Below are 22,344 nucleotides of genomic sequence, written 5' to 3' on the forward strand. Positions count from 1 at the left end.
GACCCCCGCATCAGCGCGTGACGGGCTCGTCTCCGGCCACGTGCTCGACCAACGGCAGCACCCGCCCGGAGAGGTGCGTGCGCATCGCGATCGATGAGGCGGTGCGGGCCACCCCCGGTACCAGGGCGACACGGTCGAGCACCTCCTGCAGCTGCGTGGCGTCGCGGGCGACCAGCCGCAGCTGCATGTCGCTGGCTCCGGTGACGGTATGCATGTCGACGATCTCCGGCACCGCGTCGGCGAGCGCCGTCGCGACCTCGTCATGCCCGACCTTCTGATCGATCTCGACCAGGCAGAACGCCACGACGCCGTAGCCGAAGCCGCTCGGATCGATGCGCGGCACGATCGCCTCGATCACCCCGCCCTCGTGCAGGCGGGCGAGACGACTGGTGGCCGTGCCACGGGCGATCCCCAGCCGCCGCGCGCACTCCAGCAGCGGCAGCTGCGGGGACTCCGTGAGCAAGCGGATGAGCTCGGCGTCGAGGCGGTCGATGCGCATGTCCCGGCTACTCCCTGGCCACCCCGACGCGTGCCGCACCGCGTGTGAGGCGGGCCACGATCAGCAGCACCGCCGTCAGCCCGAGCGTCAGCAGCAGCTGGATGCGGGCTGCCTGATCGACCATCGCCAGCGCGATGACACCGGCGAGCAGCGCCAGGCACAGCCATGACAGCCAGGGGAAGCCCCACATGCGCATCGGCATATCGACACCGTCGCGGTCGGCCCGCCGGCGCAGGATGATCTGCGCGAGCGCCGTCGCCGTCCAGATCACGAGCAGGGTGGATCCGACCACGTTCAGCAGCGCCGGCAGCACCACATCGGGGAACGCCCAGTTCAGGCCCACCGTCACGAAGCCGAAGGCCACCGACGCGAGCACGGCCACGAAGGGCACGCCCTTGAGACTCGTGCGGGTGATGCCCTGCGGGGCGAGACCGCGCTCGCCGAGCGAGAACGCCATGCGCGAGGCGCCGTAGATGTTGGCGTTCATAGCTGACAGCAGCGCCACCACGACGATGAGCGACATCACCAGGTCGACGCCCGGAACGTGCAGCGTGGCGAGCACGGCCGAGAACGGTCCGTCGAGCACGGCGGGCGAGTTCCAGGGCAGCACCGCCACGATCACGAAGATCGAGCCGATATAGAAGATCAGGATGCGCACGAGCACCTCGCGCACGATCCGGCGGATGTTGCGGGCCGGGTCGTCGGATTCGGCGGCGGCGATCGCGACGACCTCGGTGCCGCCGAACGCGAAGACCACGATCAGCAGCGCGGCCGCGATGCCGGTCATGCCGTTCGGGGCGAATCCGCCGTGGTCGAAGAGGTTGCTGATACCGGTCGCCGCGACGCCCGGGATCAGTCCGATGATCGCGCACACACCCACCACGAGGAACGCGATGATCGCGGCGACCTTGATCGCCGCGAACCAGAACTCGAAGCGGCCGTAGTTGCTGACCCCGAACAGGTTGACCGCGGTCAGGGCGACCACGAAGATCAACACCCACAGCCATGCCGGGATGCCCGGTACCCAGTCGGCGACGATGCCCGCTGCTCCCGTGGCCTCGGCGGCGATCACCACGACGAGTTGGATCCAGTACAGCCATCCGACCGCACTGCCGGCGCTGCGCCCCATCGCCTTCTGCGCGTAGGAGCTGAAGGCACCGGAGCTGGGACGCGCTGCCACCATCTCGGCCAGCATCGCCATCACCAGGATCACGATCCCGCCGGCGACCAGGTACGAGATCAGCACAGCGGGACCGGCGAGACCGATCGCCTGCCCCGAGCCGACGAACAGACCGGCGCCGATGGCTCCGCCGAGCCCCATCATGGAGATCTGCCGGCGCGTGAGTCCCGGGTGCAGTCCCTTGGTCGTCGTCGTGGTGACGGGGACGTCGGTCATACGCCCGCCTCCTTTCGGACGGAGAGCTCGGAGTTCGAGGGGGATGCCGCCAGGGCGGCCTCCACCCGGTCGATGTCCTCGGCCGATCCGGAGGAGATGCGCACGCCTTCGCCCGCGAACGCGCGGGTGACGACCCCGCCCTCGCGAAGGAGCGTCTCGAGTTCCTCGGTGCGCGCCCCCGCCGGTACCCAGACGAAGTTCGCCTGCGAAGCGACCGCGGGCCAACCGGCGGCGAGGAGGAGCGCGTGCAGCCGGTCGCGCTGGCGGACGACTTCGTCGATGCGGAGGGAGAGCTCGTCCTCGGCATCCAGTGACGCGCTCGCCGCGATCTGGGCGAGGTCGGTCACACCGAACGGGACGGCGACCTTGCGCTGGTTCTCGGCGATCTCCGCCGGCGCGATGGCATAGCCGATGCGCAGGCCCGCCAGACCGTAGGCCTTGGAGAACGTGTGCAGCACGGCAACGTGCGGGTGGCGGCGGAAGAGCGCGATCCCCGCACCGCTGCTCTCGGCATCGAAGTACGTGGTGCGATCGAAGTGCACATAGGCCTCGTCGATCACGACCAGCACGTCGTGCGGGACCGCCGCCACGAAGCGCTCCAGCTCGTCGGCGCCGACCACGGTACCGGTCGGGTTGTTGGGGTTGCAGACGAAGATCAGCCGCGTGCGCGGTGTGATCGCGGCGAGCATGGCGTCGAGGTCGTGCACGTGCTCCGCGGTCAGCGGCACGGCCACCGGGGTGGCGCCGGCGATCCGCACGAGCGACGGATACGCCTCGAAGGACCGCCAGGCGAACATGACCTCGTCACCGTCGCCGGCGACGGCATGGATCAGCTGAGCGGCGAGCTCCACGGATCCGGCACCGACCGTGACGAGCCCCGGATCGACGTCGTACCGCTCGGCGAGGCGGGCGCGCAGCGCCGCGGCGCTCATGTCGGGGTAGCGGTGGATCGATCCGAGCCGCTCGTGCACGGCATCGATCACCGAGGGAAGCGGCGGATGCGGGGACTCGTTCGACGAGAGCTTCGAGGCGCCGGCGGGAGCGGAACGCCCCTGCCGGTAGGCGGGGACTGCATCGAGTCCGGCGCGGGTGGGGAGGGGCATCGGCAGAGCATCCTTGCTGTGATCCTGAGGCGGGTGCAGGCGGCGACGCCTGCTGTCGCGCAACAGTAGACCGGATGCCGACGGCTGGGCAATCGGTGCAGCGAAAGGTGCGCATCGCGCGCAGTCGGACGCAGCGAGCGGACCATCCGCTGTGCAGACTGTGCAGTCGGAGCGCGCCATCAGTCGGGGTGCCGACGCGTCGCCCACGCCGCCCGCACCGCGCCCAGCGCCTCGTCGAGGGTGATGCCGCCGGCCGCATCCACGAAGGCCTGCGCCGCATCCCGCACGCGCTCCCCGTGCGCGTTGCCGCCGCGCACCCGTGTACCGCGGGCGCGACTGCTCTCGATCAGCCCCTCCGACTCGAGCGCCGAGTAGGCCTTCGCGACCGTGCCCGCCGCGACGCGCAGGTCGGCCGCGAGTTGCCGGATCGACGGCAGGCGGAATCCCTCCGCCAACTCGCCCGAGCGGATGCCGTCGGCGATCTGCGAGCGCACCTGCTCGAAGGGCGCGACCGCACCGGACGGGTCGACCGTGATCATCGAACGCTCTCCATCCTGGTCGCCGCCTCTCCGATGGTGACGGCGGTCAGACCCGCGAGCGTGACACTGACGACGCTGAGCAGCAGGGCGACGGCTCCGGAGATCCAGAGCGCGTCCGCGACCACGGACCAGACCATCGGGGTGCTGCCGTCGATGACCGCGTTCCCCATCGCGAGTCCCGCAGTCACGGCGATACCCCCGAGCGAGAACAGGACGGCGCCGATTCCGAGTTTCAAGAGGACCTCGACCGACCGCCGCCGCCAGAGCCGATCGAGCGGGGCATCACTCGGCTGCGGGAATGCCGGGGTGGCGCTGATGCGCTGCAGCGCGACCAGAGCACACACCGACAGCACCACGAGAGCGATGAGCGTGGGGACCCCGTAGAACCATCCCGGATACGGGCTCGACCACGACGCGACGTCGTCGGCCTGGAAGCCGATGATGCGCGAGCGTCCCTGTTCGTCGACTCCGGCCGTCATCCCGCAGAACAGCACCACGAAGACGAGGATCGCGACCGCGACGAGGAAGAACACCGCCCACCGCACCGGCACGGCGGAGAGCGCGGAGCGCGGCACCAGCTGCGCGGCACGCGGTTCATCGTCTCGCAGCATGACCAGGCGCGGCGGGGTGGCGCCGTAGAGCAGCATGCCGGCGGATCCGGCGATGAGCGGTGCGACGACGAAGGGCAGCCCGAGCAGACCTGGCATCGAGCTGCCGGCGAGCGCGCCCGCCAGGAACACCGTGGCCGCGAACAGCACCGCGATCAGCGCGCGGCGACGTGCGGCGCGCAGCACGGGCACGAGTCGCGCCGAGGGTGCGTCCCCCCGCCGGCGCTGCACCGCGATCCACACCACGACCGCCGCGGCGACGATCCCCAGCACATACCCGATCATTATCAGCCCGGCCATGAACACCTCCCTGTTGTGTACCATCCAAACGGTACACAACAGTACCTTGTGTGTCAATCTATTGATACACGATCGGGTGCGCGCCCGGTGACGATACGCTCGCCTGCATGCCAGCCCCCTGCGGTTTCGACTACGCGATGCGCGGTGACGACGTCGTCATCCGACACCACGGCGTGACCGCCACGGTGCTGCGAGGGGCGCGCGCGAGCGATTTCCTCGCCGAGGTCGAGACCGGCGACGCGCAACTGCTGATGGCGCGCCTGACCGGGAACTACCGTCGAGGCAACGAGCGCACGGCGCGGCAGCATCCGCGAAACGCCGGCTGAGTCGGGCCCCGGCTCAGCGCTCCCGGGAGAGCGAGCGCGGATCGTCGACCGGTAGACGGCACACGAAGGCGCGGCAGTCGTAGGCCAGCCCCTCTCCGCTCGCCTGTGCGTCGCCCTTCCCCTCGAACAACGCGAACCCGGCGGCCGCGAAGGAGCGCGCCTGCGCGGGGGCGACCACCGCGACGATGTCGGCATCGACGTGGAGCGCCGCCGCCGCGAGAGCGCCGCTCGGGTTCTCCGTGACCACGACCAGCTGTCGCGGCGGGTCTACGAGACCGGCCGCCACGCGGAGCAGGCTGCCGTGGGCGAACGGCTGCTCCACCCCGCGCGCCACATGGTCGCGAACGGCGCCGACAGCCGCCTCGCGATACCGCTCCCCTGCCCCGAGGCGCCACGCGGTCAGGGCCGCGGCAGCGGTCGCCGCGACGTCAGAGGGCAGGTCGCCGTCGGTCTGGTCGGGTGAGGCGGCGATCCCGTGCACCGCGAGGAGCGGATCGATGCGCCTGCCATCGAGAGCCTGATCCAGCACCTCCCGCGCAGCCGACGCCCACGATGCCTCAGCGGACGCGAGCGCCAGCGCGAACAGCCCGTCGGCGAGCAGCGCCAGATCCGCCCCCGTCGCGACGGCGGCCGAGGCGACGCCGTCGAGCGAGGCCCGCACGAGCTCACCGCCGACGCCGCGGTTCACCCGCAGCACGGTCTCGGCAGCCCGCGTGGCCGCCGTGACCCACGACGGCTCGGCCAGGCGCGCCCCGGCACGGGCGAGCGCACCGATCGCCAGACCGTTCCAGCCGGTGATGAGCTTGCCGTCGACAGAGGGCGGCTCCAGACCCACCCGCTCCGACACCGGACGCCGATAGTAGCCACCCTCGTCGCGGCGTCCGTCGATCCAGGACTCCGAGTCCTGCGCGGCGCCGAATCCGCCACCCGGCCGCTGCAATGACGCGAGCAGGAACCCCGCGATCCCCCTGGCCGTCGCCTCATCACCGGCATCGAGCGCGATCTCGAGCAGCTGGGCGTTGTCGGTCAGCATCCGCTCGTAGTGCGGCACGGTCCAGTCGCGCTGGGTGGCGTAGCGGAAGAACCCGCCGTCCGCATCGCGGAGCTCGGATGCGGCCATCGCCGCGAGCGCCCGCTGCGCCGAGTGGGACGCATCCGCCGCCTCCCGCACGACCAGCGGACTCTGCAGGAACCGCAGCGTCGTCGCGACCGGGAACTTGGGGGCACCGCCGTAGCCGCCGAACTGCTGGTCCTCGCGGGCGGCGATCGCGGCCGCGGCCGAGACCAGCGCCGCCACGGTGGGCAGGTCGGTCGGCGAGGCTTCCGCGGCCCGCATCAGGGCGTCGGTGACGGCATCCGCCGACTCCTCCGCCTGCGCACGCCGGTGCGTCCACGCTTCGCCGACCGCCGCCAGCACCTCACGGAAAGACGGCAGCGGGGGCCGCGCGTCCGGCGGCCAGTACGTGCCGGCGAAGAAGGTGCGACCGCGCGGTGTCGCGAAGACCGTGAGAGGCCAGCCGAGGTTCTGAGTGAACGCGGACGCCGCCGCCATGTATGCCCCATCGACGTCGGGGTGCTCTTCGCGGTCGACCTTCACCGAGACGAAACCGTTGTTCATGAGGGCGGCGACCTCGGGATCCGCGAAGGACTCCCGCGCCATCACATGGCACCAATGGCAGGTCGAGTATCCGATCGAGATCAGCAGCGGCACATCGCGGCGCTGCGCCTCGGCGAACGCCTCCGACCCCCAGGGGTACCAGTCGACGGGGTTGTCGGCGTGTGCCCGCAGGTACGGGCTGAGGGTGTCGGCGAGCCGGTTGGTCATGCCTTCACGCTACGCCGCGTGATGCGGTGGTGGGGCTGTCAGCCGACCAGCAGCTCGACCGGCCGGGATGCCGCGTAGCCGACCAGCGGCAGCGCCCGCTCGGCGGCGAGGTCGATGCGCGAGCGCAGCACATCGGAGATGATCTCGTAGCGGTCGAAGTCGGTGTCGCTCGCGTACACCCCCAACGGCAGGGTCAGCGCCTGGAAGAACGCGAACAGCGGACGCAGCTGATGCTCGATGATGAGGGCGTGGCGCTCCCCTCCGCCTGTGGCGGCCAGCAGCACCGGCTTGCCGACCAGATCGTACTGACCGACGAAGTCGAACAGGTGCTTGAACAGGCCGGTGAACGACGCCCGGTAGACAGGGCTTCCGACGATCAGCAGGTCGGCGGCCTCGATGGCCTGGAGCTTCTCCTCGACCTCGGGCGGCAGCTGGTCGCGACGCAGCGCTCCCGAGAGCCGGGGGCCGATGTCGGTCAGCTCGATGACCTCCACGTCGACCTCGGCACGCTCGGCCACCGCATCGGCGATGGCGCGGACGAGGGCGGTGGTCTTGCTCGGCTCGTGCAGGGATCCCGACACGGCCACGACACGGTAGCGAGCTGTCATGAGTTCGACGGTACCCACGACGACGCCCCGTGTCGCGGGGAGCGACACGGGGCGTCATGTGCGATCTGACAGGTCAGTTCACGTCGTCGGGGTGCGCGCCGACGCGACCGGAGCCGTCGAGCGGGTCGAGCGCATCGATCGCAGCGATCTCGGCATCGGTGAGCGTGAATCCGAAGACGTCGAGGTTCTCGCGCAGGCGGTCCGCCCGCACCGACTTCGGGAACACGATGATCCCCTTCTGCAGGTGCCAGCGCAGCACGGCCTGCGCGGGGGTGACGCCGTGGGCCGCTGCCGCCTCGGCGACGGCAGGAGTGCCGAAAAGGTCGTACTTGCCCTGACCGAGGGGACCCCAGGCTTCGATGCGGATGCCATGCTCGTCGGCCCAGGCGACGACGTCGCGCTGCTGGTAGGCCGGGTGGAGCTCGATCTGGTTGACCGCAGGGACGACCCCGGTCTCAGCCACGACGCGCTCGAGGTGCGGCACCAGGAAGTTCGAGACGCCCACACTGCGGGTCAGCCCGGCGTCGCGCAGCTCGACGATCTTGGCGAAGGCATGCACGTAGTCGTCCTTGGCCGGGGTGGGCCAGTGCACGAGATACAGGTCGACCTGGTCGAGCCCGAGCTTCTCGAGGCTCTCACCGATCGCGGCGCGCGGCTCTTCACCGTGGTGGCGGTCGTTCCAGAGCTTGGTCGTGATGAACAGTTCGTCGCGAGCGATGCCCGAGGCCGCGATCGCAGCACCGACGCCCTCCTCGTTACCGTAGATGGCCGCGGTGTCGATGTGGCGGTAGCCGATCTCGAGCGCCTCGCTCACGGCACGCTCGGTCTCGGCCGGCGGCACCTTGAAGACGCCGTAGCCGAGCTGCGGGATGAAGTTGCCGTCGTTCAGTTCGAGTGCAGGAATGGTCATGCTTCCACCCTAGGACCGGTGATGACGGGGGCGGCCGGACAGTGACGGATCATCTCCTCGGATGACATCAGCGCACAGGTACGGCGGCCATCTTCGCCGCGCTCCACCCCACCAGACGCTCCAGGGGTCCCCGACCGACGAACATCGACCACAGTGTCGTGACCGCGAGGAGCCCGAGAGCCAGCACCGCCCAGAGGACATTGCTCGTGAAGTACCCGCCCGGCCCCGCAAGCAGCGCGATCACGAGCACGTGAGCGCTGTATGCCGACAGCGGCATGGACCCGAGCGCCCCCAGCGGGAGGAGCAGCCAGCGCAGCGGTCGGCTGAGCAGCAGGCACAGCGCGATCACGGCGAGCGCGAATCCGCCGGAGCCCAGGATCTCGGCGGTGCCGCCGCTGTGCGGTTCGACGGAGAGGAATGCGCGGAGGGCCGATCCCAGCGGATCGGCCTCGGCGAGCGACTGCGGGTAGGTCTCCCATCCGTTCGGCAGCACCTCCCCCGTCGACGAGTCTCCGGGGAGGATGCTCGTGTCGCTCGCCCCTGACGAGTCGGAGCTCCACGAGAAGCTGGAACTCGACCCCGTGACTCCGGCCGTCGAACCCAGCGCGCCCAGACCGTAGCCAGCCGCGGCGAGCAGCACGCCGAGCCCGAGGGCCACGGCCGCCGTGCGCACCTGCTCGACATGCAGACGCCCGAGCGCCATCCCGCCCAGCACGAAGGCCATCCACACCGTGATCGGGTAGGTGCCGTACAACACGAAGCCGATCCCCGCGCCGTAAGGGTTCAGCGTCACGGCGCCGAGCAGAGCGAGCAGCGCGGGGCCGGCGAGCGCGAGCACCGCGGAGGCGACGAGCAACTGCCACACCCGCCAGCGCAGGAAGGGGATGACGGCGACGTAGAGCAGCCCGTAGAGCGTGAGGATCACGGCGATCGGAGTGTTCAGCAGCTCGAGCGCCAGCCCGATCACGAAGATCACCGCTCCCCGGCCGATCAGGCTCAATCGGATGCTCGGGATGCGCTCACGGTCGGGCAGCGTGCTGCGCCCGGTCATCAGGGCGATCGAGACCCCGGCGAGCACCGCGAACAGGATCGAGGAGCGTCCGTGCACGAGGTCGGTCCAGGTGGCCGGGTCGAGCCACTGGAACGGCTCGGTCTCACCGATGTGCGCCCCGGCCATGCCGAGGATCGCGAGCCCGCGGGCGATGTCGAGGCCGAGGATCCGGGGCGGCCGTCCGAACTCTCGGAACCATTGAACAGGGCGAAGGGCGATGGTCACTCGATGATCGTAGAGGGCGAATCGCGGCATACGATGGAGGGCTATGTCCACACCCGTGATCTCGTACCCCCCGGAGCTGCCCGTCAGCGCGGCCAGGGAGGAGATCGCCGACGCCATCCGCGACCACCAGGTCGTGATCGTGGCCGGCGCGACCGGCTCGGGCAAGACCACCCAGCTGCCCAAGATCGCGCTCGAGCTCGGCCGCACACGCATCGCGCACACGCAGCCCCGCCGCCTGGCCGCGCGCACGATCGCCGAGCGCGTCGCCGAGGAGCTGCAGGTCGAGCTCGGCACGCTCGTCGGCTACAAGGTGCGCTTCACCGACAAGGTCTCCGACGACACGCGCATCGCGCTGATGACCGACGGCATCCTGCTCAACGAGATCCATCGCGACCGGCTGCTCACCCGCTACGACACGATCATCATCGACGAGGCGCACGAGCGCTCGCTCAACGTCGACTTCCTCCTCGGGTACCTCGTGCGGATCCTCCCCGAACGCCCTGACCTCAAGGTGATCATCACCTCGGCCACGATCGACCCGGAGAGCTTCGCGAAGCACTTCGCCCCCTCGACAGGCTCAGGCACCCAGGGTGATCCGGCGCCGATCATCGAGGTGTCCGGCCGCACATACCCGGTGGAGATCCGCTACCGGCCCCTGATCGACGACTCGGAAGAGACGTCAGCGGCACCGACGGCAGGAGAGCCGGAGGACGAGGTCTCGGCGATCGTCGCCGCTCTCCGCGAGCTCGACCGTGAAGCACCCGGCGACGTACTGGTGTTCCTCCCCGGTGAAGCCGAGATCCGTGACGCCGCCGATGCGGTGCGCGGCGCGTACGCCCACGACCGCTCCCCCACCGAGGTGCTCCCCCTGTTCGGTCGCCTGTCCGCCGCGGAGCAGCACCGGGTCTTCGAGCGCAGCCGTGTGGCCGGTATGCGCCGCCGCGTGATCCTGGCCACCAACGTCGCCGAGACGAGCCTCACGGTTCCCGGCATCCGCTATGTGATCGACACCGGGACCGCGCGCATCTCCCGGTACAGCAACCGCTCGAAGGTGCAGCGGCTGCCGATCGAAGCGATCTCGCAGGCCTCGGCGAACCAGCGCTCCGGCCGCGCCGGCCGCACGAGTGACGGCATCGCGATCCGCCTCTACTCCGAGGAGGACTTCGACCGCCGCCCCGAGTTCACCGAGCCCGAGATCCTGCGCACGTCGCTGGCCTCGGTGATCCTGCAGATGCTGTCGCTGGGCTTCGGAGACATCGCGGCGTTCCCGTTCCTCACCCCGCCCGACTCCCGCGGCGTGAAGGCCGCGTTCGATCTGCTCACCGAACTCGGCGCGGTCGAACCGTCGCGCCGCGACGGATCCCCGCACCTCACCCGCACGGGCCGCGACATCTCGCGCATGCCGATCGATCCTCGGTTCGCGCGGATGCTGATCGAGGCCGGCCGCCCGGGCTCCGCCGGGAGCGTCACGCGCGACGTGCTCGCCATCGTCTCGGGCATGACCATCCAGGATGTGCGGGAACGCCCGGAGGAGCGCCGCGAAGAGGCCGACCGGCTGCACGCCCGCTTCGTGGACCCGACCAGCGACTTCCTGACCCTGCTGAACCTCTGGAACCACCTGCGCGAACAGCAGCGCGAGCTCGGATCCAGCGCGTTCCGCCGGCTCTGCCGCGCCGAGCACCTGAACTACGTGCGGGTGCGGGAGTGGTTCGACGTGCACCGCCAGCTGCGCACCCTGGTGAAGTCGCCGGAGCGCCAGGGCCGCGACACCGGGGCGAGCGACCCCGACGCGATCCACCGCGCACTGCTGTCGGGACTCCTGTCGCAGATCGGCATCCTCGACGAGCGCAGCGCGCCCGGCGGGAAGTCGCATTCGCCCGCGAAGGACCCGAAGCGCCGCATCGCGGAGTACCGCGGTGCCCGCGGTATCCGGTTCTCGATCTTCCCCGGTTCCGGACTGCGCAAGAAGGCGCCGCAGGCCGTGATCGCGGCCGAGATCGTCGAGACCTCGCGCACCTTCGCCCGCACGGTCGCCGCGATCGACCCGGCCTGGGCGGAGTCGCTCGCCGGCGACCTCGCCAAGCGCCAGGTCACCGAGCCGCACTGGTCGAAGGATGCCGGCGCCGCCGTCGCCTTCGAGAAGGTGACGCTGTTCGGACTCGAGATCATCCCGCGGCGACGCGTGCAGTTCGCGCGCATAGACCGCGCGGCCTCCCGCGAGCTGTTCCTGCGTCATGCGCTGGTCGAGGGCGAATGGGACCCGACGCGCATCGACAAGCGGGTGAGCGCGTTCTGGCGCAGCAACGGCGAGCTGCGCAAGCGTCTCGAGAAGCTCGAGGAACGGGAACGGCGCCGCGACATCCTGGCCGGCGACGAGGCCGTGTACCGGTTCTACGACGAGCGCATCCCCGCGGACGTGTTCGACGTGCGCTCCTTCGAAGCCTGGTGGCGCGAGACGCTGCAGAGCACGCCGAAGCTGCTGGTGATGCGCGAGGGCGACCTGCTCGACGACGAGGAGCGCGCCGATCAGAGTGAGTTCCCGACCCGGTGGACGCAGGGCGACCAGGTGCTCGGGCTCGCCTACCGCTTCGAGCCCGGCGCCGCCGATGACGGGGTGAGCGTGGTCATCCCGCTCGCGCTCCTCGCGCAGGTCACGGACCGCGGCTTCGACTGGCAGGTGCCCGGACTTCGCGCCGAGCTGATCACCGGACTGCTGCGCGCGCTGCCCAAAGCCATCAGACGGCACGTCGTTCCTGCGGCCGACTGGGCCGAGAAGTTCGGCGCCGAGCTCGCGGGCGAGGGCCCGGAGTCGCACGGCGGTCTGCCCTCACGCACCCTGAAGGAAGCGCTCGCCCGGCTGATCCAGCCCCTCGCGAACCAGCTCGTCTCGGCGGCGGACTTCGAGGAGGAGCGGGTGCCGGCGCACCTGCGCATGAACTTCCGCGCGGTGGACGAGCGCGGGAGGACCGCCGGTTCCGGACGCGACCTCACCGCACTGCAGCAACAGCTCGCCGACCGGGCGCGCAGCAGCGTCGCCCGCTCGATCGCCGCTCCTCCACGGCCTCGCGGCGGTGCGAAGGAAGCGTCGGCAGCCGTGGCAGCGGCATCGGCGCGCGGCCCCATCGAGCAGGATGGCTTGACCGCCTGGACGTTCGGTGACCTCCCCGAGGTGCTCGACACCCGGGTCGCCGGCGGCGTCGTGCGCGGCTACCCGGCGATCGTCGACCAGGGCAAGACCGCGTCGGTGCGCGTGGAGTCGACGGCGGATGCCGCAGCTGCCGCGACCCGCGACGGCGTGCTGCGGCTGGTGCTGCTCGCGGTACCGTCACCGTCGTCGTACGTGCAGGAGCACCTCACGAGCCAGGAGAAGCTGGCACTCGCGGCCTCGCCGTATTCCTCAGCCGCCGCGCTGATCGAGGACTGCCGCGCCGCGGTGGCGCGTGCGGTGATCGACGCTTCGACCGGCTCAGCGACCGGCGAGGGACGCGGCGTGATCCGCACCGAGGCGGAGTTCACGCGCGTGCGCGATGCGGTCTCCGCATCCCTCGTCGACGACCTGTTCGCCTGCGTCTCGCTGGTCGCCCGCATCCTGACCGCCTCCCGCGAGGTCGAACGGGGCATCAAGTCGCAGAACTCCCTGGCCCTGCTCGGGCCGCTGAACGACATCCGCACGCAGCTCTCCGGCCTCCTGCATCCCGGCTTCGTCTCGGCGGCCGGCGTCGAGCGCCTCGCGCACTTCCCGCGCTACCTGGCAGGGATGCTCGACCGTCTGAAGATGCTCGCGAGCGAACCGGGCAAGGACCGCGCCCGCATGACCGAGTACGAGCGCATGGCGAAGGCATACGAGGATGCCGGTGGCACGATCCCCCTCGCACCAGGGGCTCCGGCCCCGATCGTGGAGACGCGGTGGCTGCTGGAGGAGTATCGGATCAGCGTGTTCGCGCAGCGCCTGGGTACCGCGCAACCGGTGTCGCCGCAGCGCATCATGAAGGCGCTGGCCGGGCGCTGATAGAGCAGGATCATCGTGATCAGGAGGAGCAATTCATCTGCCCCGCGAGGCCTCCGTGTCCACCGCGATCTCTCGGTCCTTAGACTGCTCCTGAGCTCGAGGCTCCCTGGTCGCCACTGTTCCCACTTCTCAAGTTGACGATCGCGCGGCCACCGTAACGCCAATCGTCGAATGCAAGAAAAGGCACGTGGGAGCAACCCAGGATGACCCAAACAACTCGCGTAAGCCCGAGCCTGGGAACTGCTTGGGCGCAACGACACGTGAAGGCCTTAGTCGCCTCATGATCCATGCGGGCGCCAACGCCACATTCCTGGACCGACGCACCTGAGCGCGTCTTTTTGCTACCAGCAAAGACAAGCCAGCGCGATCCTCAGCCCTCTGCCTCGACGCGTCTCTTTCGCGAGGCAGGAAGATAGCTGTACGTTTGCCGTATGCGTTTTACCGGGGTACGTGTCAAGAACTTTCGAACTGTGGGCGCTCAGGATGCCTTCTTAGATCTCAGCGACACGCTGACAATCATCGGGCCGAACAACTCTGGTAAGACCAACCTCCTGCAGTCTGTTCAGATGTTCTTTACTGGCTACGAGAATGAGCATGGCTACCTCGTGGATGAAGACTCTCCGCGTGGGAAAGGGGCGCGCACAAGCATCGTCGGCTACTTCGATGGCGATCCCGACGGACCGGATTCAGCGTTTTATGAGGATCTAGATCGCCTCTACGCCCTCTACAACTTAACTCGTCCGGGAACGAACATCGCCCTGTACCTGACTTTCTCCCCGTCTGGTAACCCCACGTACGTGTTCTTTCCAAACCAGAAGCGCCCAAGTGAGGGAGCCGTACAGTCGAACATCAGTCGCCTCCAGAAGCAGCTCGTGATCGACCTCCTTGGCCAGTTTGAATGCCACTTCATTCCGTCCGAGAAGAGCATGCGTGAGTTGGTCGACCACGTTCTTACGCCGTTCATCCGGGCAGTCGTTGTCGACGTGCTGCAACCACAGCTTGGCAAGATCCAGTCCGAGCTGGATGCAGTATCTACAAACATCACGGCCGCGCTAGAAGCCAGTGGCGTCAGTGGACTGAAGGCATCATTCGGGTTTCAAGGCGGATCGATCGAGAACATGCTAAGCGGGTTCGACTTTTACCTTAGCGACCCGTACAAAACCCCGCTGGCAAGAAAAGGCCAGGGCACCCAGAGCCTGGCCTTTATGGCAGCGTTGCATTGGGTTACCTCCAAAGAAGAGGAATTCGGTCGTCACTCTGTTTGGCTTATCGAGGAGCCAGAGTCCTTCCTGCACCCCGAACTCTCACACAGCGCAACGCAACTCCTTGAGCTGTTGGGCAGGTCTTCCACGGTTGCGATGACGAGTCACTCTATGGCTTTCGTGCCGCACGATCCGAAGCGTGTTGTCGGCACGCACTTGGACGGTGACGGCTGCACGGCGCTGCTCACATTTAAATCGCACGAAAAGGCAACAGCGGCGCTCAGGAAGGGACTTGGACTTCGATTTGCAGACTACTTTTCCTTGGGCACATCAACCGTCCTGACGGAGGGGCAATCGGACTCCGAGTATCTCAGGTGGTTTCTCACGCTGTCCGAGCCCTGGGACGATTGCGAATGGCCGAAGTTGCGCTCGGTCACATTCAGCGATCGCGGCGGCGCCGTCCCACTCGCAGGGTTTGTCAGATCCAACTATGAGATCCTGCGCAAGGAACAACCTACGGTCAGCCTTTTCGACGGGGACGAAGCAGGGATAAAGGCAGTGAGCGACCTATCGTCATACTTCAATGGCGTCGGCGTGTCATTTAATTCCAACCGCGAGTATGTCTATGTCCGTAATGGATTCGCTATCGAAGGGCTCTTTCCAGACGCGTGGGTAGCCCAGTACCGTGAAGACTCCCCTACTCATTTCGTCGACTTCCAGCAAGATGCCGCCGACAGCCTGATGAAATTCCGGCTCCGTGATGGAAATAAGACCACTTTCGCAAACCGCATGAGAGAGCGTGCGGAAGCCGAGGACACTCACGACTGGGCCGAGAGATGGATCGTCGTATGTAAAGCACTCGAGAAAGCCCTCTCCAAGCAGGTTGAGTTGATCGCCGGAGAGTGAATCTGGCGCGGTGAGCTAACCACACGAGGTCAACTGCCGCTATCACGGTTCCACGAACCGCCGCCTCCGGCGGCAGGTAGCCTGGCAGCATGGCTCGCGCGATCGTCTACACAGAAATCGGCTCCCCCGACGTCCTGCACCTCAGCGAGGTGCCCGATCCCGTTGCCGGTGACGGCGAGGTCGTGGTGCGCATCGAGGCCGCGGGCGTCAATCCGATCGATGCCAAGATCCGCGGGGGCAAGCGCCCCTCACCGCCGATCACCGAGCCCCGCCCTGTCGGCTTCGACGGCGCCGGCGTGATCGATTCGATCGGCCCCGGTATCGACGGCTACGCCGTCGGAGACCGCGTGGCGATCCGCGACACCGTCGGCACGTACGCCGACCTGCTGCTCGTCCCGGTCGCGAACCTCGCGTCCCTCCCCGATTCCGTGACCGCCGCTGAGGGTGCCGGTATCGGCATCCCGGCCGGTACCGCGTACCAGGCGCTGCGCTCGCTCGCGGTGACCACGGGCGACGTGCTGCTCGTGCACGGCGGCTCCGGATCCGTTGGGCAGGCAGCCGTGCAGTTCGCGGTCGCGTGGGGAGCGACCGTGATCGCGACCGCCAGCCCCGCCCGCCACGACCAGCTGCGCGAGCTGGGGGCGATCCCGGTCGCCTACGGCGACGGCCTGCTCGAGCGCGTGCGCGAGGCGGCACCTGAGGACGTCACGGTGGCGCTGGACTGCGCGGGCACGGACGAGGCGATCGAGACGTCGCTGGCACTCGTCGCCGACCGCGACCGCATCGCGACAATCGTGCGGGGTCCGGATGCCGCTTCGTTCGGCATCCGCGCCTTCTCCGGCGGATCGCCGCAGCCCTTGACCGCAGAAGAGCTCGCGTGGCGCGCCGAGGCGCTGCCTGCGACGATCGCCCTGCTCGCGTCCGGCGACTTCACGATCGAGCTCGGCCCCGAACTGCCTCTCGCCGAGGCGGCGCAGGCCCACGAACTCGTGGAATCCGGCGCCGCCTCGGGCAAGATCGTGCTGATCCCCTGACCTGATCAGCTCGCGGCACAGCCTGTTCAGGCGGCGGCGACCGGGCGACCGATCGAGAGCATCAGCCGGTTGGCCCAGTTGAAGAACGCCGCGCCGTGGATGACGTCGGCGATCTCGAGGTCGTCCAACCCCACCGCACGCAGTCGCCCGATCTCGGCCTCCCCGAACGCGGTGGGGGTGTCGGTGAGCGCGACGGAGGCCGCGACGATCGCGTTCCACCGGTCCCCCAGCTCGGCGGCCGGGCCCTCGTCGAGCAGCAGATCGATGTCGTCCACACGCTTGCTGTAGTGCGCCGCGAAGCGCGAGTGCACCGAGGCGCAGAACACACAGCCGTTGCGGCGCGAGGCCGCCGTCGCCGCGAGCTCGCGGTCGGCGCGCGGAAGCCCTTCGGCCACGTTGTAGAAGATGTCCTTGTCGACCAGCGTGCGCGCCTTCAGCACCTCGGGGTCGCGGGCGAGCAGCCGGAAGTAGTCGTTCTTCGCACGCGCGGCGTCGACGAGTCCGTCGAAGTGGCGTTCGGTCAGCTCCTCCTCGGCGAGCGGGGCCAGGTGCGGCGTCCACCCGACCTCGGCGCGGGTGAAGGCGTGCGGGTGCGGGGCATCCTGGTGCAGGAGCGCGGTCTCTGCGGCGGTCATGCGGCCTCCTCCTCGGCGTCGGACTCTGATGCGGAGGTCGTCGCAGCCGCGAGACCCGTCGCGGCGAGCGCGCGCAGACCCGTGATCACGCGCTGCTGGAAGGCGAGGAACGACACCAGCTGCGAGAGCGTGACGATCCCGTCGGCCGACCACCCGGCATCGAGCAGCCGCCCGAGGTCGGCGCCGGCGGCCTCTCGCGGACGCAGCACCAGCAGGTGCGTGTGCGCGAGGGCTGCGGACAGGCGCTCGCCGAGTGCCTGTGTGACGGCGTCCGTGGGCGTGTACCGCTCACCCTCGGTGTTCTCGTCCTGCAGCCCGAGTTCGGTGTAGGAGCCGAACGGTCCGCTCGTCGCCGCGATGGATGCTTCGGCCAGCACGACCTCGGCCCGCTCCCGGTCCGCCTGTCGCGCCCGGTCGGCGTAGAACGCGGCGGTCTCATCGGCGCTCCCGGCGAGACTCGTCGCGAAGGCCGCGATCAGCTCGCGCTCCGCCTGTGAGACGTGCGCCGCCGAGACCGGGTGGAAGAGCGCGTCGAAGCTCGCCTGCAGCTGCTCCCTCGTGACGGGGCGGCGGCGGCGCAGGGCCTCGAGCTCCGGCGTCACCCCCGCGATCTGATCGACGATGTCGTGTGTCATGCCTTCTCCTTGAGTGTGGGGTTCACGGTGTAGCCGAGGGCCGGGGCGACCTGTTCGGCGAAGAGCTCGATCGAGCGGAGCACCTGTTCGTGCGGCGCATCCACCGAGTGCACCTGGAAGGCGACCTCGGTCGCGCGATCGAGGGTCGCATCAGCGGCGAGCGACTCGGCGACCTGCTCCGGCGTGCCCAGATGCGTGTCGAGTGCGGCGATGAGCTCCTCGATGCTGTCGTCGCCGGGGATGGTCTGCCCCTGACGCCGGAAGCCCTCGGCCGCTCGCCGCAGTCCGACCTCGGCGTAGCGCAGCGCCTCGGCGCGATCGTCGGCGACGAACACCGTGCGCGAGGCCGTGATCCGCGGAGCGACCCCGTCGGGCAGGGCGTCGAGGTACGCGTCGATGATCGGGTCCTGCAGCGCCGAGAGCGGTGCACGCAGCGCGTCGGCCGGGCGCGGCTGCGTGCGCGAGAGCAGCAGTCCGTGGCCGTGCACGCCGGCGCGATGACCACCCGGTACCGAGAAGGTCGCCTGCCAGATGCGCTCGCCGAGCGTGGACGCGTCGGGGTAGAGCGCGTTGCCTTCGCCGATGTCGCGTCCGCCCAGCGCGTCGAGCAGCACGCCGAGCTTGCGGTCGTAGGTGACGGCTTTGTGGCGCACGTCCTCCCCGAAGGGCGAGAACGACGAGGGGGTTCCCCCACTGCCGAGGCCGAGATCCAGACGTCCGCCCGCCAGCAGATCGGCGACCGTCGCGTCCTCCGCCACGCGCACCGGGTCCTCGAGAGACAGGGTGATCACCCCGGTGCCCAGACGGATGCGGGAGGTCTGCGCCGCCACATTGGCGAGGAACACCAGCGGCGACGGGAGGCCGCCCTCCGCGGCGTGGAAGTGATGCTGCGCGACCCAGGCACGACCGACACCGTGGCGCTCGGCGTGCTGGATCTGCGCGGTCGCGAGAGCGTAGCGCTCCGCGGGTGCGGCATCGTCGAGCAGCCGCGTGAAGAATGCGATGGACGGTGCGCTCATCTGGTGACCTCCGTTCGTCCGGGAACCGCGGCGAGCAGCTCCCTGGTGTAGTCGTGCTGCGGGGCGTGGAAGAGCTCTTCCGTGACGCCTTCTTCGACGATCCGGCCGCGGCGCATGACCGAGACCGTGTGGCTGATCCTCCGCACGACCGCGAGATCGTGCGAGATGAACAGGTAGGTGAGTCCGAGCTCGTCCTGCAGCGAGGTGAGCAGCTCGAGGATGCGGGCCTGCACCGTCACATCCAGCGCGGATACGGCTTCGTCGAGCACCACGATCTCGGGATCGATCGCGAGGGCGCGGGCGATCGCGACGCGCTGGCGCTGACCGCCCGACAGTTCGCGTGGAGTGCGCTGTGCGACGTCCGTCGGGAGCGAGACCCGGTCGATCAGGGCGAGAGCGCGCTGCTGCTGCTCCTTGCGCGAACCCACGCCGAAGTTCTGCAGCGGTTCGGCGACGATGTCGACGATCTGCTGGCGCGGATCGAGCGAGGCGAAGGGGTTCTGATAGACGAGCTGGATGCGGCGGCGCAGTGCGCGCAACTGCTTTCCCGACGCGCTGGTCACATCGTCGTCGTCGATCTGGATCGACCCGGCATCCGGCCGGTGGAACCGCGTCACGAGGCGTGCCGTGGTCGTCTTGCCCGACCCGGACTCCCCTACCAGTGCGTGCGTGGTGCCTCTGCGCACGCGGAACGACACGTCGTCCACCGCACGGAAGCGCTCGCGCCCGGCGACCGCGAATTCCTTGACCAGGTCCTCGGCCACGATCGCGTAGGGGTTCTCGGCGGCGACCGCGGCCGCGTCCCGCAGGAACGGGGGCGCTTCCGGACGACGGAAACCGGTCGTGAACGCCGGCGCGTCGGCGAGCAGCTGCCGCGTGTAGACATCGCCGGGCGCGGCCAGGACCTCCGCGTTCGCGCCCTGTTCGACGATGCGACCGTCCTTGAGCACGACCAGGCGCTGCGCGCGGTCGGCGGCGACGCCCAGGTCGTGGGTCACCAGCAGGATGCTCGTGCCCTCCTCCTGGCGCAGTTCGTCGAGCAGGTCGAGCACGCGGCGTTGCACGGTCGCGTCCAGGGCGCTGGTCGGCTCATCGGCGATCAGGAGTCGCGGACGCAGAGCGATCGCGGTGGCGATCAGCACGCGCTGCCGCATGCCGCCTGACAGCTCGTGCGGATACTGCCGTGCGCGCAGGTCGGGGTCGTCGATGCCGACGCGGTCGAGCAGCTCGATCGTCCGCGCACGCCGGGAGCGACGGTCGCGGTGTCCGTGCAGCCGGAGGATCTCCTCGACCTGCGCACCGATCGAGCGCACCGGATCGAGCGAGGTGGTCGGATCCTGCGGCACCAGGCCGATCTCGGGGCCGCGGATGCTGCGCAGTGCGCGGTCCGTCCATCCCGCGATCTCCAGTTCCCCGAGGCGCACACTCCCCCCTTCGACGCGTCCGCCGGCGGGGAGCAGCCCGAGCAGCGCGTGGGCAGTGGTGGACTTGCCCGAACCCGACTCCCCCACGAGGGCAAGGGTCTCCCCCTCGCCGATCTCGAACGAGACGCCATGCACGACATCGCGTCGCCCGGCACGGGTGGCGTACGAGACCCGCAGGCCTTCGACGGCGAGAACACTCATCGTGCGCTCCTTCCGATGCGGTGGCTGATGCGGTTCGCGCTCAGCACGACCACCACCACCACGAGCCCGGGCAGCGCGGTCAGCCACCAGGCGGTCCCGATGTAGTTGCGGCCGTCCGCGATCAGCAGACCCCACTCCGGGGTGGGGGGCGGGGCACCGTAGCCGAGGAAGCCGAGTGTCGAGATCGCCAGGATCGCGGTGCCGAACTGCAGGGCGGCGAGCGCGACGATCGGGGTGAGCGAATTCGGGAGCACATGGCGGCGCAGCACCGTGAAGAACGTGGCACCGCTGCCGTAGGCGGCTTCGACGTACTCGGTTCTGCGCACCCGCGCGACCTCGGCGCGCATGAGTCGGGCGAAGGCCGCGATACTGCCCAAACCCACGGCGATCGCCGCATTCACGGTGCCGAAGCCGAGCAGGATGATCACCGAGAGCGCGAGCAGCAGGCCGGGAATGGCCAGCAGTACATCCACGATCCGCATCAGCACGTCGTCGACGACCCCGCCCAGCGCACCCGCGATCGCCCCGAGCAGCGTGCCGAGCGCGAGTCCGACGGTGACGGCGATGAGCGCGCCGGAGAGCGAGTGCACCGCGCCGTGCACGACCCGGCCGAACAGATCACGGCCGAGCGTGTCGGTGCCGAACCAGTGCGCCGCACTGGGCGGGAGGAGTTTGTCTGCCGGCGTGCCGGTCAGCGGGTCACCGGGGGCGAAGACCCCGGGGATGAGCGCCCAGAGCACGGCGAGGGAGACGACCGCGACCGCGAGATACAGCCCCCAGGAGCGCCCGCGCAGCCGGCGGACCTTCCGCGGGATCTCCGGTGCCGGTGCGTCCGGCACGAGAACCGGACCGTCCGCTGTCGGACGCGGGGTGAGAACGGGGACGGTCATGCCGACACCTCCTGGAAGGTCGTCGTGTTCGCAGTGATGGCGGAGGTCGACACGCGGGTGACGCGGCGCTGCCGAGGGTCGATGAGCGGTGTGACGAGGTCGACCGCGAAGCTGATCAGCACGAAGCCGAGCGCCGAGAGCAGGACGACGCCCTGGAGCACCGGGATGTCCTGGTTCGACACGGCCTGCTCGGTGAGGCGTCCGATGCCGGTGCGCCCGAACACCGTCTCGGTCACGACGGCTCCGCCCACGAGCTCGCCGAACAGCACGCCGGCGATGGTCAGAGTGGGCAGGGTCGCATTGCGGGCCACTGACCGAGTGAGCACCCAGAGCGGAGGCGCTCCCTTGGCGCGCACGACCGTGATGAACGGCTGCGCCTGCACCTGGTCGATCGCGCGCACCAGCACCTGGGCGAGCGGTGCGGAGATCGGCACCGCGAGCGTCAGCACCGGCAGGATCAGGCCGCTCACCGGGTCGGCTCCGACGATCGGCACCCAGCCGAGTCCGAACGAGAACACCTGGATCAGCAGGATGCCGAGCCAGAACACCGGCACGGCGACGAACAGGCCCGGCACCTGCCGCAGACCGTCGCGCAGCCACGCGAACGGGGCGAGAGAGGAGAGCCCGGCGATGAGGATCGCGAACAGGAGCGCGACGGCCAGTCCGAGCGAGGCGAGCAGCAGCGTGGCCGGCAGCGCCTCTGCCAGCATCGCCAGCACGGGGGTGCCGAACTGCGTCGAGTACCCGAAGTCGCCGGCCAGGAAGCCGAGCCCGGCGTGCAGGTACTGCTCCCACCAGGGCAGGTCGGCGCCATAGGTGGCGCGGATGCTGTCGAGCTGCTCGGGCGACAGGCCGAGGCTGGGATCCGCGAACTTGATCAGGATCGCATCGCCCGGCAGCAGCTGGAGCAGGAAGAAGGTGGCCGTGAAGGCCGCGATCAGCACGATCGCGGCCTGCCCGGCTCGTCGGAGGACGAAACTCATCGGTGATCCCCGTGCA

General features: G+C 69.4%; 19 protein-coding genes. 4 read left to right on the top strand and 15 right to left on the bottom strand.

Going from position 1 to position 22,344, the window contains the following annotated elements:
* Nucleotides 1-10: 10 nt before the first annotated feature.
* From KZC51_RS14880 to KZC51_RS14900, 5 genes are all read right to left on the bottom strand, one after another.
* Entirely contained in the window at nucleotides 11-499 is a 489-nt protein-coding gene (locus tag KZC51_RS14880; protein WP_141871229.1) for an Lrp/AsnC family transcriptional regulator, read from the bottom strand.
* 7 nt (nucleotides 500-506) lie between these two features.
* Complete coding sequence (locus KZC51_RS14885) at nucleotides 507-1,895, bottom strand: amino acid permease (protein ID WP_247630811.1); 1,389 nt, start codon at nucleotides 1,893-1,895, stop codon at nucleotides 507-509.
* The gene (locus tag KZC51_RS14890; protein WP_247630812.1) at nucleotides 1,892-2,998 is read right to left on the bottom strand and encodes a histidinol-phosphate transaminase; all 1,107 of its coding nucleotides are present in this window, start codon (nucleotides 2,996-2,998) and stop codon (nucleotides 1,892-1,894) included. The genes KZC51_RS14885 and KZC51_RS14890 overlap by 4 nt, the downstream gene beginning before the upstream one ends.
* Nucleotides 2,999-3,177: 179 nt before the next feature.
* On the bottom strand, nucleotides 3,178-3,537 hold the full coding sequence (locus KZC51_RS14895) for a GntR family transcriptional regulator (RefSeq protein ID WP_247630813.1): 360 nt from the start codon (nucleotides 3,535-3,537) through the stop codon (nucleotides 3,178-3,180).
* Nucleotides 3,534-4,445: a hypothetical protein gene (locus tag KZC51_RS14900; protein ID WP_247630814.1), complete on the bottom strand. Its 912-nt coding sequence runs from the start codon at nucleotides 4,443-4,445 to the stop codon at nucleotides 3,534-3,536. Before KZC51_RS14900 ends, KZC51_RS14895 begins: the two co-directional genes overlap by 4 nt.
* A gap of 107 nt (nucleotides 4,446-4,552) precedes the next feature.
* Here KZC51_RS14900 and KZC51_RS14905 point away from each other — a divergent pair, with 107 nt between their 5' ends.
* Entirely contained in the window at nucleotides 4,553-4,771 is a 219-nt protein-coding gene (locus tag KZC51_RS14905; protein ID WP_247630815.1) for a hypothetical protein, read from the top strand.
* 13 nt (nucleotides 4,772-4,784) lie between these two features.
* Here the strand turns inward: KZC51_RS14905 and KZC51_RS14910 are convergent, their stop codons facing one another.
* The 4 genes from KZC51_RS14910 to KZC51_RS14925 all read right to left on the bottom strand — a co-directional run bounded on the left by KZC51_RS14910 (nucleotide 4,785) and on the right by KZC51_RS14925 (nucleotide 9,390).
* Complete coding sequence (locus KZC51_RS14910) at nucleotides 4,785-6,596, bottom strand: thioredoxin domain-containing protein (protein WP_247630816.1); 1,812 nt, start codon at nucleotides 6,594-6,596, stop codon at nucleotides 4,785-4,787.
* Between the two features lie 38 nt (nucleotides 6,597-6,634).
* A complete protein-coding gene (gene msuE / locus KZC51_RS14915) occupies nucleotides 6,635-7,204 on the bottom strand; it encodes an FMN reductase (RefSeq protein WP_247630817.1) in 570 nt (189 codons plus the stop codon).
* Nucleotides 7,205-7,277: 73 nt separating this feature from the next.
* The gene (locus KZC51_RS14920) at nucleotides 7,278-8,114 is read right to left on the bottom strand and encodes an aldo/keto reductase (protein ID WP_247630818.1); all 837 of its coding nucleotides are present in this window, start codon (nucleotides 8,112-8,114) and stop codon (nucleotides 7,278-7,280) included.
* Nucleotides 8,115-8,181: 67 nt separating this feature from the next.
* Complete coding sequence (locus KZC51_RS14925) at nucleotides 8,182-9,390, bottom strand: heparan-alpha-glucosaminide N-acetyltransferase domain-containing protein (RefSeq protein ID WP_247630819.1); 1,209 nt, start codon at nucleotides 9,388-9,390, stop codon at nucleotides 8,182-8,184.
* A 43-nt stretch (nucleotides 9,391-9,433) separates the two neighbouring features.
* Between KZC51_RS14925 and hrpA the strand changes: the two genes are divergently transcribed.
* The 3 genes from hrpA (at nucleotide 9,434) to KZC51_RS14940 (ending at nucleotide 16,541) form a co-directional block, all read left to right on the top strand.
* Complete coding sequence (hrpA, locus tag KZC51_RS14930; RefSeq protein ID WP_247630820.1) at nucleotides 9,434-13,399, top strand: ATP-dependent RNA helicase HrpA; 3,966 nt, start codon at nucleotides 9,434-9,436, stop codon at nucleotides 13,397-13,399.
* A gap of 431 nt (nucleotides 13,400-13,830) precedes the next feature.
* Nucleotides 13,831-15,507 carry an ATP-dependent nuclease gene (locus tag KZC51_RS14935; RefSeq protein ID WP_281732144.1) on the top strand — a complete coding sequence of 559 codons (1,677 nt, stop codon included), beginning with the start codon at nucleotides 13,831-13,833 and terminating at the stop codon, nucleotides 15,505-15,507.
* Nucleotides 15,508-15,596: 89 nt separating this feature from the next.
* Entirely contained in the window at nucleotides 15,597-16,541 is a 945-nt protein-coding gene (locus KZC51_RS14940; protein WP_247630822.1) for a quinone oxidoreductase family protein, read from the top strand.
* 26 nt (nucleotides 16,542-16,567) lie between these two features.
* Here the strand turns inward: KZC51_RS14940 and KZC51_RS14945 are convergent, their stop codons facing one another.
* The 6 genes from KZC51_RS14945 to KZC51_RS14970 are packed head-to-tail and all read right to left on the bottom strand — an operon-like array spanning nucleotide 16,568 to nucleotide 22,328.
* Entirely contained in the window at nucleotides 16,568-17,176 is a 609-nt protein-coding gene (locus tag KZC51_RS14945) for an alkylhydroperoxidase domain protein (protein WP_247630823.1), read from the bottom strand.
* On the bottom strand, nucleotides 17,173-17,811 hold the full coding sequence (locus KZC51_RS14950) for a CMD domain protein (RefSeq protein ID WP_247630824.1): 639 nt from the start codon (nucleotides 17,809-17,811) through the stop codon (nucleotides 17,173-17,175). Before KZC51_RS14950 ends, KZC51_RS14945 begins: the two co-directional genes overlap by 4 nt.
* Nucleotides 17,808-18,830, bottom strand: coding sequence for a putative FMN-dependent luciferase-like monooxygenase (locus KZC51_RS14955; protein ID WP_247630825.1), 1,023 nt, complete (start codon nucleotides 18,828-18,830; stop codon nucleotides 17,808-17,810). Before KZC51_RS14955 ends, KZC51_RS14950 begins: the two co-directional genes overlap by 4 nt.
* Nucleotides 18,827-20,455 (bottom strand): dipeptide ABC transporter ATP-binding protein, encoded by a 1,629-nt coding sequence (locus KZC51_RS14960; protein WP_247630826.1) that lies wholly within the window; start codon nucleotides 20,453-20,455, stop codon nucleotides 18,827-18,829. The genes KZC51_RS14955 and KZC51_RS14960 overlap by 4 nt, the downstream gene beginning before the upstream one ends.
* Nucleotides 20,452-21,345 carry an ABC transporter permease gene (locus KZC51_RS14965; RefSeq protein ID WP_247630827.1) on the bottom strand — a complete coding sequence of 298 codons (894 nt, stop codon included), beginning with the start codon at nucleotides 21,343-21,345 and terminating at the stop codon, nucleotides 20,452-20,454. Before KZC51_RS14965 ends, KZC51_RS14960 begins: the two co-directional genes overlap by 4 nt.
* The gene (locus KZC51_RS14970; protein ID WP_247630828.1) at nucleotides 21,342-22,328 is read right to left on the bottom strand and encodes an ABC transporter permease; all 987 of its coding nucleotides are present in this window, start codon (nucleotides 22,326-22,328) and stop codon (nucleotides 21,342-21,344) included. Before KZC51_RS14970 ends, KZC51_RS14965 begins: the two co-directional genes overlap by 4 nt.
* Nucleotides 22,329-22,344: the final 16 nt, after the last annotated feature.

The sequence above is a fragment of the Microbacterium croceum genome, assembly GCF_023091245.1.
GTDB classification, from domain to species: domain Bacteria; phylum Actinomycetota; class Actinomycetes; order Actinomycetales; family Microbacteriaceae; genus Microbacterium; species Microbacterium croceum.